10 protein-coding genes are annotated in these 12,923 nt (G+C 46.0%); 9 read left to right on the top strand and 1 reads right to left on the bottom strand.

The genetic code is table 11. The features are described from left to right. The first annotated feature begins 2 nt into the window (after positions 1-2). The 4 genes from G3352_RS09300 (at position 3) to G3352_RS09285 (ending at position 5,383) form a co-directional block, all read left to right on the top strand. Positions 3-698: an L-ribulose-5-phosphate 4-epimerase gene (locus G3352_RS09300; protein WP_076287227.1), complete on the top strand. Its 696-nt coding sequence runs from the start codon at positions 3-5 to the stop codon at positions 696-698. A 271-nt stretch (positions 699-969) separates the two neighbouring features. After that, positions 970-2,394 (top strand): L-arabinose isomerase, encoded by a 1,425-nt coding sequence (araA, locus tag G3352_RS09295; RefSeq protein ID WP_163755914.1) that lies wholly within the window; start codon positions 970-972, stop codon positions 2,392-2,394. A gap of 193 nt (positions 2,395-2,587) precedes the next feature. After that, complete coding sequence (locus G3352_RS09290) at positions 2,588-3,358, top strand: AAC(3) family N-acetyltransferase (protein WP_163756044.1); 771 nt, start codon at positions 2,588-2,590, stop codon at positions 3,356-3,358. Positions 3,359-3,688: 330 nt separating this feature from the next. Continuing rightward, positions 3,689-5,383, top strand: a complete 1,695-nt coding sequence (locus G3352_RS09285; RefSeq protein WP_163755912.1) for a diguanylate cyclase — start codon at positions 3,689-3,691, stop codon at positions 5,381-5,383. A gap of 64 nt (positions 5,384-5,447) precedes the next feature. Here the strand turns inward: G3352_RS09285 and G3352_RS09280 are convergent, their stop codons facing one another. Beyond that, on the bottom strand, positions 5,448-5,795 hold the full coding sequence (locus tag G3352_RS09280) for a helix-turn-helix domain-containing protein (RefSeq protein WP_076287231.1): 348 nt from the start codon (positions 5,793-5,795) through the stop codon (positions 5,448-5,450). A 165-nt stretch (positions 5,796-5,960) separates the two neighbouring features. Here G3352_RS09280 and G3352_RS09275 point away from each other — a divergent pair, with 165 nt between their 5' ends. The 5 genes from G3352_RS09275 (at position 5,961) to G3352_RS09255 (ending at position 12,874) form a co-directional block, all read left to right on the top strand. Then, entirely contained in the window at positions 5,961-6,764 is an 804-nt protein-coding gene (locus tag G3352_RS09275) for a DNA-binding protein (protein WP_163755910.1), read from the top strand. A 180-nt stretch (positions 6,765-6,944) separates the two neighbouring features. Beyond that, positions 6,945-8,090 carry a WXG100 family type VII secretion target gene (locus G3352_RS09270; protein WP_163755908.1) on the top strand — a complete coding sequence of 382 codons (1,146 nt, stop codon included), beginning with the start codon at positions 6,945-6,947 and terminating at the stop codon, positions 8,088-8,090. Beyond that, positions 8,091-8,507 (top strand): contact-dependent growth inhibition system immunity protein, encoded by a 417-nt coding sequence (locus G3352_RS09265; RefSeq protein WP_163755906.1) that lies wholly within the window; start codon positions 8,091-8,093, stop codon positions 8,505-8,507. It abuts the gene before it with no gap. 357 nt (positions 8,508-8,864) lie between these two features. Next, positions 8,865-10,370, top strand: a complete 1,506-nt coding sequence (locus G3352_RS09260) for a malate:quinone oxidoreductase (protein WP_163755903.1) — start codon at positions 8,865-8,867, stop codon at positions 10,368-10,370. A 404-nt stretch (positions 10,371-10,774) separates the two neighbouring features. Then, positions 10,775-12,874, top strand: coding sequence for a TerD family protein (locus G3352_RS09255; RefSeq protein WP_163755901.1), 2,100 nt, complete (start codon positions 10,775-10,777; stop codon positions 12,872-12,874). Positions 12,875-12,923: the final 49 nt, after the last annotated feature.

Here is a 12,923-nt window from a genome sequence, read left to right as displayed (position 1 = left end):
ACATGTTAGAACAACTGAAAGAAGAGGTCTATGAGGCGAATCTGGAGCTGCCGAAGCACGGACTTGTGAAGTTCACATGGGGTAATGTCAGCGCAATGGATCGGGATAGTGGCCTGTTTGTCATCAAACCGAGTGGTGTCAGTTATGACAAGATGAAGCCAAGCGACATGGTTGTGGTTGATTTGGACGGCAATGTGGTGGAGGGCGAAATGAGACCCTCCTCTGATACCGCGACTCACGCGGTGCTGTACAAACATTACCCGGAAATCGGTGGTATCGTGCACACTCATTCCACCTGGGCGACCATCTGGGCGCAAGCTGGTCTGGACGTACCCGTGATGGGGACGACGCATGCTGACACCTTCTATGGTGCCGTACCTTGTGCCCGTTTCTTGAACCAGGATGAAGTTGATCGCGGATACGAAGCGGAGACGGGCCGTCTCATTATTGAAACATTTGAACAGCGCGGGCTAGATGTGATGGCGATCCCGGCAGTTCTGCTCCATGGTCATGCACCGTTCACATGGGGCAAAGACGCCAAGTCGGCGGTTGTGAACAGTGTCGTACTGGAGGAAGTATGCAAAATGAACCTGTATGCGCGGCAATTGAATAACTTTGCAAAAGAACTGCCGCAAGGCATTTTGGATAAACACTATTTGCGGAAACACGGAAAAGACGCCTATTACGGACAGAAGTAATTTGGTTATGTAGCGATCGGTTGATAATAATTCAAGCGAATAAGTTGTTTGTTACTACTACCAATGAAGTTGTATCAAACTTTTACACGATAACGGAGAGTGCAGTACTAATCTGTAGAAGCGAAGCGCTCGCCTTTATAACCGGATATCATCCTTATTAAAATTGATCAAAGAAATCCGGGGATAACCAGCGATCGGAAGATGGTACTGCAATCGGAGTGGTAAGTGTAACCCATTTGTTCAACTATAAAAATGAAATGAGGATGATTACATGTCAGCAACAGCAGCTAAACAGTTTTGGTTCGTCGTAGGTTCGCAGCATCTGTACGGGGAAGAAGCACTGGGTGAAGTAAAAGCCAACGCACAGAAAATTACGGATGCCCTTAATGCAAGTGGCGTTCTGCCATACCCGCTCGTATTGCAGGATTTGGCCGTAAGCGCAGATAAAATCACGAGCATTATGAAAGAAGTGAACTATCGCGACGAAGTGGCGGGTGTGATCACCTGGATGCATACGTTCTCGCCTGCAAAAATGTGGATTCGGGGTACGAAATTGCTGCAAAAACCGTTGCTTCATCTCGCGACACAATTCAATGAATGCATTCCATGGGCGACCATCGACATGGACTTCATGAACCTGAACCAAGCGGCTCACGGTGATCGCGAGTATGGTTTCATCAATGCACGTCTGAGAAAACAAAACAAAATCGTCGTTGGTTACTGGGAGCGTCCCGAAGTGCAGCAGCAGGTTGCGGATTGGATGGATGTAGCTGTAGCCTACAACGAAAGCTTCAACATCAAGGTTGCCCGTTTTGGCGACAACATGCGTAACGTAGGTGTGACCGAAGGGGATAAGGTGGAAGCACAGATCCAATTCGGATGGACAGTCGATTATTTCGGGATCGGCGACCTCGTGCAATACGTGAATGCCGTAACGGAGCAAGAAATCGAAGATCTGATCGCTCAGTATGCAGAGCTATATGAATTCGATTATGGCACGAACAGCAAAGAAGCTTGGGAAGCTAGCGTGCATGTACAAGCAAGTTATGAAATTGCGATCAAACGTTTCCTGGATGAGGGTGGATACAGTGCCTTCACCACGAACTTCGAAGATCTGCATGGCATGAAGCAGCTTCCGGGTCTGGCTGTTCAACGCCTGATGGCACAAGGATACGGCTTTGCTGGAGAGGGTGACTGGAAAACGGCTGCACTCGATCGCCTGCTCAAAGTCATGGCCCACAACGAAAACACGGGCTTCATGGAGGATTACACGTACGAGATGGCAGCGGGTCAAGAGGCTATCCTTCAATCCCACATGCTTGAAGTTGACCCGACACTCGCCAGCAACAAACCTAAAATCATCGTGTCCCCACTGGGTATTGGCGATCGTGAAGATCCTGCACGTCTCGTATTCGATGGCAAAGCAGGAGAAGGCGTCGTGGTTTCCATGGCAGACTTCGGAACACATTACAAACTGTTGATCAACGAAGTGTCTGCATTTGAACCGACGGTTCCAGCACCTAATCTGCCGGTAGCCCGTGTACTGTGGAATGTGAAGCCTAACTTCCAGGATGGGGTTAGAGCTTGGATCGAGAATGGCGGCGGTCACCATACCGTAGTATCTTTGAACCTGACTACTGATCAAATCGTGACCTATGCGAAATTGGTGAACCTGGAGTACGTTGTGATTAAATAGTTTTGTTATTCAGGAACTTATACAAATTCTTTCCTTATGGCCGGGGGGTTCCTCGGCCCTTTGTCTTGCCATGAGGCGCATGGTATATGGCCTGAAACGGGTCTTGTGATCTCTCCAATACAAAGGATAATGTTAGTACCGTCGACTAGGCTCTATTTTGCTATAATAGCCCAAAGGAGGTTATCTATTCATGATACATACCCAAGAAAGTTTGCTCCACCAACTGCGCCAGCTTGGCATTGACGATCAAGGGACGCTGCTCGTTCACTCTTCCATGAAAAGCATGGGCGAAGTCGAAGGCGGCGCGGATACGGTGTTGGATGCATTGACCGAGTATATGAAGGACGGACTGCTGGTATTGCCAACCCATACATGGTCCACGATCAATGCGGACAATCCGATGTTCCACGTGGAATCTTCGCCATGCTGCGTCGGTATTCTTCCAGAACTATTTCGCAAACGACCTGAAGTAGTACGTTCTTGGCACCCTACACATTCGGTAGCCGCTCTGGGACACGACGCCGAAGCATTTACGAAGGACGATCATCTTTTCGATACACCTTGTGCGAGAGGCTCAGCCTGGGGAAAACTGCTTGATCGGAAGGCAACCATTCTTTTGGTCGGCGTTGATCTGAAACGGAACACGTTTATCCATGGTATCGAAGAATGGGTCGACATCCCGGGCAGATTAACGGATGAGCCTGAGATGTTACGCACGGTTTTACCCGATGGAACCGAAATTTCGGTGCCTTCCCGGAGACATTGCGGATTGTCATGGTCGGAGCATTTTTGGAAAGTGGATGACGTTCTTGAACGTAAAGGTGCGATGCGTAAGGGGCAGCTTGGCGATGCAGTCGTCAGGGTGTGTGATGCGGCTTTGTTGACGGAAGTGATCACGGGCATGCTCCAAGATAATCCGGATTTGTTCTCAGACAATTTGCCTTTGGCTACTGTATACGAATGAGGAGAGGGCCGTCCGGTGACGGAGGGCTCTACATACGTACCTGCTTGCCTCTTACGACAGCTAACAAGGACTTCTTTCCTCCCGGTTTGCATCCAAACGTTTAATTTCATTCACAAAAACGCAAAAATAGCGCAAAATTCGATCAGAGGTTGGTTGGTTTGCCATTGTATGGGCTACTCACTCCATTAGCGGTGTGATAAGATGTGGTTAAATTAACCAATAGCAATAATATAGGAATATCTTTGATAGGTTTATCGAAGGTTCACATAGCGTTAGGAATAACCCAGTTCAATACTATCTTCGTTGTCGCATGCAAAAAGGAGAAGATTCGTGAGCCCATTAGTATGGTATGATCTCTTTCTATTCGTCCTATTGTTTGGTGTATACGTATATGTTTTTGCAACGGTTAGAATTACGAACTTACATAAGGTTTACTTTTTGTTTCATGGGTTGATGATGCTCTGGCCATTCTGTCAATTTGCGAGTACGTTGACGAAGGACCCCGGCTTGCAGTTGTTCTATGTTACGTTATCTTTTGTCGCCGTTTCCTTACTAGGGAGTGGTTGGCTGTTGCTTACGATCTTCATTACGGGTGAAGCGGAGCGATTAGGCCAAAAAAGATCTTTCCTATTGTTCATCCCTGCGGTTATTGGAGCGGTTGGCGTGATCCTGAACCCATGGGGTTGGTTTGTAACTCCGCTGGAAGGTGGTTATGTCGAGCGGGCATATGGACACTGGTTCTGGGTTGTCATGGCTATACTCGTGAGTTACTTTGTAACGTCCCTCTTTATTTTGTTCCGGGCACTTTATTCTTCTCGAACGTCCTCCATGATTAAAAATCAGGTGAAAGTTACGCTATGGGGCATATTCGTGCTGGCTGCTTTTGCAACAATCGATGCTCTGCTTAATGTGGTTCTAAGAGCGTATTTACCGTTCATCATTCCCGGACTGACTTCGCTGGGGATTTTCGTGTCCGACCTTTTCTTCGTCTATGTTATTAAAAGGTACAATGTGTTCGATCTGGTTTCCATCGCCCATGAGGATGTGATCAATACCATTCCTTACGGCATCCTTGTACTGGATGAGAATGAGATGATTATTGAATTGAACAAAGCCTCCCGGTCCTTCATGGATCTGCATGTAGGGGATTCTTTTGATATGGAGGCATTTCTGGGTTCTGTTCGTGTAGAGGGCAGCCGCCAGAAGTTCCTGAAGGAGTATAAGCAAAAAGACAATACCTTGTCTCAGATTGAAGTGATCGTAGGGTGGGATGACATCCGTCACTATATCCTCCAAGCGTCTCCCATTGTTGATGCTGCGCGCGCACCCAGGGGTCATATCCTTACGTTTCAGGATGTCTCTCAAGAGCGCTTCTATGTCAAAGAAATGAATCGGCAGAATGAGACGCTTCAGGAGCGTAATCATGCCCTGGATCGCATTCGTCTGGAGTTGTCCGAGGCCAATCGCAAGCTGGAAGAACTCGCCCTGACGGACAGTCTAACGAACTGCTATAACCGTCGTTATCTGACCCAACACCTGAATCACGAGGTCATCACCAACATTCAATATAAAACGCCGTTTTCACTCATACTGCTGGATATTGATTACTTCAAAGCGATCAATGATCGTTATGGACATGTCATCGGTGATGAAGTGCTGCATCGCACGGCTCAGGCCGTCAAAGATTCCATTCGGAGCACCGATATTCTAACCCGATATGGCGGGGAGGAGTTTATGATCTACCTTCCGCATACGGAGCATGACGTGGCTAATCAAATTGCAGAACGCGTGAGATTGTCGGTGGAGTCAAACCTCATTGTGGTGGATCACGAGATTGAACAGGTGTCCATTACGATCAGCATAGGCATTCTGTCGATTGAGGATTTTGAATTGGAGCATGTACCGGATAACCCGGAGGGATATCTGATTCAGTTGTTCGCTGCGGTAGACAAGGCGTTGTATCAAGCGAAGCAGAATGGGCGTAATCGGATTGAGTTTGCGGATTTTGAGCGGGTTGTTTTGTAGATTCATGAAATTAAAAAAGAGTGTGAGGATTACTCCACTCTTTTTGATTTCGATGCTGATGTGTTTAATCAGAACTTTTTTGTAGCTTTTCTATAGTATTCAGAATCTCTTTATTGATTTTCGTTAATGATGCGATTTCATCTGCGCTTTTACCACTTATTAATGTTATATGTTCATCCAAAGCTCTTTTGTACTCGGATTCTTCGTTGAATTTGAAGATTTCTTCAGCAGGAACCTGAAATCCATTTATTATTTTTTCTAGAGTCTCCAGAGAAATATTTCGATCTCCCCGTTCAACCCCACCAATATAGCTGTAATGAAGACCTGCTGCTTCTGCTAGCTGTTCTTGAGTCCAACCCTTGGCCTTTCTTAACTCGCGTATCCGATTCCCTACACTTTCTGGTAAATTCATATGATCACCTCCACTTAAGGTTAGAAGAGGTTATAGAATCGTTACAGACTAACAGATACAAATTGATTGTGAATATAATAGTACTTATAAGTACAATTTATATTAATCTTCTTTTGATTTAACTATACAATTATTTGATAATGGATAATTAAGGAGGAATCCCTTTTGCGAACTTCTATCCTGAAATCACTTAAACCGGACATTATTGTTGAAATGTTGGACATGGCTTATGCTTTTGAAAATTGGAGCAAAGTGATGGAGAGGGCGGATATGTTGTACCAGTGTGTGCAGTGCATCCATGAAGAGCGACAGGAGCATCGAACCAAGGGGTTACCTTTACCCTATATTCATACCGAGCGTCCGTTGATCTATTATCACGGGTTCAGTCTCCAAATGCGGGGCGTGGCTCACCAGAAGATGGGGCAGGTGGATCAGGCGCGGGCGTGTATTGACCAGTATGTAGAGCTGGGGTGGATGGAAGAGCTGGGTGAGACGGGAATGCAGGTAATGCAGGAGTTTAGGCATCGAGCACAGGTGAATCGGTATGCGCTGGAGATTGAAGCAGGGCATGCAGAGATGCTGGAGGAGTATGTGAATATTCTGCTAGAGCATCCAGAGGAATGTATAGCAGGACTGAGAACGATTGTGGAGGCGGCGGTTCGGTATCGTTGGCAGATTGATCGAGTTTTACATATGTTTGCGAGTCAGGTTCAGGTTGTCGGCAGAGAAATAGATTCTTCAAACAACGGAAATATGTACCATTACTGTTATCACAGGGCTTTATACGAACAATGCATGGGAAGGCAAAAGAAAGCGGTGGAGTTCATTTTGCAGGCACTCAGATTAGCAGATGAGCTTGAGATGAATCGGTATTTCAAAAAATGCGTGGCCCTATTGGAATCGTTGCGGGAATGTGCGACGGAGGAGCAGGTTGGGCGGTATCGGGCGTTTTTGGAGGAGATAGGGTAAGGGGATTATTTGCTGGTGATAAGTACTCTGAAATGGGTAAATGCATATAGGACCATAGCACCGATGATGGGTACAGCTTATGTTTTAGAAATGGTCAAATCAGGATATTAGCCGGATGGTCTGTGCTACAAACTTCTGCTAACATAGGTTAATCCTATTTTAAAATGAGCGGAGAAACGTATGAGTACAATCAAAGTAACCCCTGAACAACTGCATCACGTATCGAATCAGGTGGATCAAGCCAGACAACAGTTGGAGAGTATACGTGGTGATCTGACGAGACAGATCATGTTCATTCAGACAATGTGGATGGGTGCGACGCAGGAGCGGTTTTTCTATGAGTTTGAGCAATCACGCCCTATACTGGATAAGGCGCTGGAGAGTATGGTGAATACATCCAAGGAATTGAAGGACATCGCTACGCGCTTCCAGGATGCAGATGCTCAGTTGGTAAGTCTGGGTGGTGCAACTGGAGCAGTCGGTGCCGCAGCAATCATGACCAATTCAGCAGGTGATTCAAGCTCGGGTGATAAGGGATATCGGATGGCACGAATCAATATGTTTGGAAAGTGGGTGTGGATGCCTGTCAACGAGGATGGTGATGCGGATCAGGCTGCCCTTCAGGCGTATGAGAAGGATCATGGACATCTGGATGTTAATCGCATGGAAGGTGTGAAGGTTGAACCACCTGGGGATGATATATTTTCACTACAGATCAAGGCATTCCAGAACGGAATACATCCCTATACAGGAGAAACTGTCTCTGATTCTTATGCTCGAACCATGGTTACCGCTCTAAAGTTTGCCCAACTGTTTATGGCGATTCAGATGGTTCGCGGGAGCTTTCCAGGACGTTCAGGACCGTTTCGAACATCGTCATCCGGTTTGGCAGAAAAAATTAAGAATAATATAAAGAAGGCTGAATCGAGTACGAAGAAGATTGAGAAGTCAGAGGGAAAGGCAGCTGTGGGAACGCCGAATGCTCCTATTGTCGAAGACCTTTCTAGAGCACAACAAAGAAACCTTACAACATTAGATAATATAATTGATAAGCATCTAACTGAAATGGATTTTTCGGGAACGTTACGAGATTTACAAGGAAATCCAGTGCCAAATAAAAAAACAGGAGGATACTGGAACCATTTACAAGAGATGCAGGACTCGTATAAGGGATTAAGTAAAATAAAACGAGGTTTAGAAGGTTCATTACAAAACCCTAATCTATCGAATTCTCTGAAAAGTACATTGCAAAATGCTTTGGACAAGGCCAACACAAATTTAAAGAAGATTGAGGATTTATTTGAACCATTTGGAGGAATAAAGTAAATGAACAAACCAATTAAAGAGATATACTCTCTACAACAAAATATTCAGAATGAAGAATCTGAGTTTCCTTTGGATCAGTGGTACAACAGACTTATCGATAAAACAATAGATGAGATAGAATTAGAAGATGTTAGTAGAATGCTAGCTCAAAATGTTTTTATGGATCTTGGTATAAAAAAAGCTTTGGAAATTTTAAAAAGTGATCCACTTGCTGGGGAAATGTATGATGGTCATTTATTAAAAATACTCTACTCGATTGAATTAAATCAATTTGAAGAATTATCACAGCTTGCATCGTTGCTCCAGGATATTAACAGAAACCTGTCTAATATTGAATGGGCTGACGAAGAGGATCAGGAAGAGTATACTGAATTATTGACTAATTTCATGAAAAAATTAGAACTTTATCAGGGATAACATTGAGAGTAGCATCTTGATCTTTTTTTAGGACGAATTTTTAAAGGCAAAGGTACCAACACGCTCATCTTTCAGAGACAATTCAGGCTACGCAAGCAGAATTGTCTCTTTTTATTGAACAAATTAATCTTTCAGCCCTATAACCGGGTTATCTATCTGACATAAACTAGCGTATACTGATGGAATAGCAAATATCTTCAAATTGCATATTTAAATTGATCCATATTATTGATACACTAGATCAAGGTTATATCATTCAGAGAAGGGGCGGGCCTGTTCAAGAATGGGGCTTGCTGCAATGCCAAATCGATAACGCTTACATCCTTTTGGCAAATATAGGATATAAGGACGGTAGACATGAGCCAGGGACAAACGAGTACAGATGTTATCTTGATTGGTGCCGGAATTATGAGTGCAACTTTGGGAACTTTGCTTAAACAATTGGCACCAGACTGGAATATTAAGGTTTTTGAGAAGCTCGCCAGTGCGGGGGAGGAAAGCTCCAACGAATGGAATAATGCCGGAACCGGGCATTCAGCATTGTGCGAACTTAACTATACCGTTGAACGACCAGACGGATCCGTAGATATTAGCAAAGCGATTAAGGTGAATGAGCATTTTCAAATCTCAAGGCAATTTTGGTCCTATCTCGTCAAAAGCAATCTGATTCGTAATCCGCGGGACTTCATTATGCCGCTTCCTCATTTGAGTTATGTACATGGAGAGCAGAATGTCCTGTTTCTAAAAAGACGCTTTGAAGCGTTATCGAAACATCCGTTATTCGTTGGCATGGAATTCTCGGATAATAAGAAAAAACTGGCGGAATGGATTCCGCTGATGATGAAAAACCGCACGGGCAATGAACCGATTGCAGCCACCAAAATTGACTCCGGTACGGACGTTAACTTTGGTGCTTTAACGCGTATGCTAATGGAACACTTAAAGAGCCAAAACGTGGATATCCACTACCAACATAGCGTGAAGAATATGAAACGCACAAGCAATGGATCTTGGGAATTAGCCGTGAAAAATCTGAAGAGCGGAACCGTCGAACGGCACACCGCACAATTCGTTTTCATCGGTGCGGGCGGCGGAAGCTTGCATTTGCTGCAAAAAGCCGGCATTCCTGAGGGTAAACATATCGGCGGCTTCCCAGTTAGCGGCATCTTTATGGTGTGCAAAAATCCGAAAGTCGTGGAACAGCATCATGCCAAAGTATATGGAAAAGCTTCGGTGGGTGCTCCGCCAATGTCTGTTCCGCATTTGGACACCCGATTTATTGAGAACCAGAAGTCACTGCTATTCGGACCGTTTGCCGGCTTTTCGCCCAAATTCTTAAAAACAGGCTCCAATGCCGATCTGATTACGTCCGTGAAGCTGCACAATTTGCTCACGATGCTCGCGGCAGGCGTCAAAGAAATTTCACTAACCAAATACCTGATCCAACAACTCATGTTATCCAAGGAACAACGCATGGCCGAATTGCGTGACTTTGTTCCAGATGCCAAGAGCGAGGATTGGGATATGGTACTGGCGGGCCAGCGTGTGCAGGTGATTAAGGATACGGCTCAAGGCGGCAAAGGAACCCTTCAATTCGGCACGGAGGTAGTCACTGCGGCGGATGGCTCGATTGCGGCATTGCTCGGAGCTTCGCCGGGTGCTTCAACTGCTGTTCACGTGATGCTGGAGATTCTCCAGAAGTGCTTCCCGCAGCATATGGATGCCTGGGAACCAAAGATCAAGGAAATGGTTCCTTCCTATGGCGAATCACTGGTTGACAATCTTAGTCTTCTAAACCAAGTACATGCTTCAACCGCTCGGGTGCTTGGGCTGACGGCTGAGAAATCAGTCGTTCGGATGTAACGAGCTGTATGCAACCTGCTCTATAGTAGGTGCGATAAAGAGCTAGGCCGGCTAAAAACCGTGCTTAGCTCTTTTTTTTATGTACCATCAGTTGTATGCCGTTCTTCAGTACTGCTCGACATAAGTCAGAGAATTCCTCCATAGTTTCGCATGTCGTAATACTTTCGCCCTGTTGGGAGATCGTGGAATCTGAGATGATGGGTTCATCAAAGGTTCGGGTCACAAGCTTCGGACCTTTGGCCTTCAGGCTATGGCGATCCTTCCTTCTAACTTCATTGGCGAACTTAGGGTTGCCGCTTTCCTGAAGATCTCAATTCAGAGAGGAGGCGTCCAGGCTATCATATTCCTTCCTTCTACAGCAGACCACCAATTGTAGGGATATGACTTTCCTGGACTCTTTTATCATGAACAATACCATCTATTTGCGCAGAGCGAACAAACTCATGATCGAGCAAGAACAAGGGGAGAAACAGCTGCCGAAAGTTTATTTGGCGACTGCCCTTAAAAATATAGAAACGCTTGGATACACCTTCTCGGATGAATTGATGCAAGCCGTGCGAACGTTATCCAAGGAACCATTTGAAGTATTGGTGGGCCAGGTTGTGGCTGATCTGAGAATCATGGTCGGCGCGCATGTGGACTACAAACCGATGTACCCTGGTTTTCCAACACAGGTGATGGAGGAAGATGAGGTGGAACTCTACCTGAATGCTATCCTTCATTATCTAACCTTGGTATATCCGAATCGCGAACCCGTGGAAAGAGTACCTTTGCTGGATAAAGTGAACCTGAAAATTATTGGCCTCGGCAACAAGCAAGACTTCCAGACGCTCATCCGCCAACTAATTGAAGCGAAGGGCTCCATCTCGGAGACAGACAAAGCAGATATCGATATGGTGCTGGAGCATGCGGAACCGGATGAAGTGGATGCGCTGTTGCCAGCCGAGATTCCTTTTAAGGAAAATGTGGGGTTCGTAGTAGCTTCCTTATTAAAGTATGAAAAGGCTAATATCGACCGAATCGGCCCGTATTTCAGAACGGCAACGGATGTGCTTCGTCTTGCTGTGGCCTGGTCGGATGGTGATGTCAGCCTGGCTCTGGCTTCGCCTTTTTGCAAATTCAAGCGGAGTGAAAGACGCCTGCTGCTTGGTCTTCTGGAGCAATGCGGTTCAATTACGGAAGACATGCTCCGTTACAAGAATCGCTGGATTCGTCTGGGCGAAATTCTGCATCCATCTGAATATAAGCTTCGTTACCCGCGATGCGAGGAAGCTTTTGATATTTTGCGTAATAACAAGTCGTTTACGACCTTTAACGGGAGTATGGAGCTTGCCTTCCAATACCAGAATGTGTGGAGTTTGATTGAGCTGTTGAAGCAGCGCCCTGGTGAATTTGCGAGAAGATTGGATCACTTGTTGCGTTCTACCACGGATATGGAGTATGTATTGCTGGCGTTCGGAGAAATTTTGGAGCAAGTATCGACCCCGGTTTTGTTGCAGGTAAAGCAGCATTTTGCCCAGCGTAATGAACCGCAGGATCTGCGTGTATTTTTCCCGAAAGGCAATGTAGCGAAGGCTTTCGCCATTCCGAATCAGCTTCCCGAGATGGACGATGACACTTGTCGTGCCGTTGTGCAGATGTGTGAACAGGCGCTAGTGCAGCGTTTCACCGCCCTTCCTTCGCTAGGGAAGACGTATGTCGATCCACAGCTCCATGATTATCTGGTTCCCTTTTCCCAAAGATCGGCGAGCAAGGCTCTTCATACGATTGTTCGGGGAAGCCGAGTGCCGATGGCAGAAGGAAACACGATTCGTTTCTTCAACTGGTGGAAGGAAGGGACCGTGAACGGTCAAGCAACGGGGCGTGTAGATATTGATCTGTCTGCGGTGATGTACGATGAGAACTGGAACTATGTAGAGCACATCTCCTATACGAATCTGCGATCATCCAAATACCGGGCCGCCCATAGCGGGGATATCGTTACAGCCCCTCATGGTGCGAGTGAGTTTATTGACCTGCATATTCCGTCAATTGTTGCTTATGGCGGACGTTATGTGGTGGCGAGTCTGCTTTCCTTTACGAGTCATCCGTATTGTGATTTGCCGGAATGCTTTGTGGGCTGGATGATGCGGAAGAAGCCAGGTTCTGGCGAGATCTTCGAGCCGTCCACGGTGTCTAACAAGATTGATATCACAGCAGATACGCAGATCGCGATTCCCGTTATTATGGATCTGGTGGAGCGTACAGTCATTTGGACAGATCTGGCACTGACTAGACACCCGGATTATTACAATAATGTCGAGGGTAATCAAAAAGGGATGGTCCTGATGGGTAAAGCCCTGACCACGTTGCGTAAACCGGATCTATACGACTTGTTCACGCTCCATGCCAAGGCCAGGGGTGAACTGGTAGATTCGTTGGATCAGGCCGATACAATCTATTCGGTGGAGCAAGGAATTACCCCGTTTGATATTGAGCAGATTATGGCCGAGTATTTGGCTTGAGTCCATCACATATGAATACCGGGATCGAGAACAGAGAAGAGCAGCGAAA

The sequence above is a fragment of the Paenibacillus sp. ALJ109b genome, assembly GCF_010747435.1.
Classification (GTDB): domain Bacteria; phylum Bacillota; class Bacilli; order Paenibacillales; family Paenibacillaceae; genus Paenibacillus; species Paenibacillus taichungensis.
Note: the sequence above shows the minus strand (reverse complement) of the source record. Positions and strands in the feature narration are given on the sequence as shown.

What these genes read in the sequence shown, in the direction of transcription:
- G3352_RS09260 (WP_163755903.1), top strand. Translation starts at nt 8,865, where the DNA reads ATGAGCCAGGGACAAACGAGTACAGATGTTATCTTGATTGGTGCCGGA.
- G3352_RS09265 (WP_163755906.1), top strand. Translation starts at nt 8,091, where the DNA reads ATGAACAAACCAATTAAAGAGATATACTCTCTACAACAAAATATTCAG.
- G3352_RS09300 (WP_076287227.1), top strand. Translation starts at nt 3, where the DNA reads ATGTTAGAACAACTGAAAGAAGAGGTCTATGAGGCGAATCTGGAGCTG.
- G3352_RS09280 (WP_076287231.1), bottom strand. Translation starts at nt 5,795, where the DNA reads ATGAATTTACCAGAAAGTGTAGGGAATCGGATACGCGAGTTAAGAAAG.
- G3352_RS09255 (WP_163755901.1), top strand. Translation starts at nt 10,775, where the DNA reads ATGAACAATACCATCTATTTGCGCAGAGCGAACAAACTCATGATCGAG.
- G3352_RS09270 (WP_163755908.1), top strand. Translation starts at nt 6,945, where the DNA reads ATGAGTACAATCAAAGTAACCCCTGAACAACTGCATCACGTATCGAAT.
- araA (WP_163755914.1), top strand. Translation starts at nt 970, where the DNA reads ATGTCAGCAACAGCAGCTAAACAGTTTTGGTTCGTCGTAGGTTCGCAG.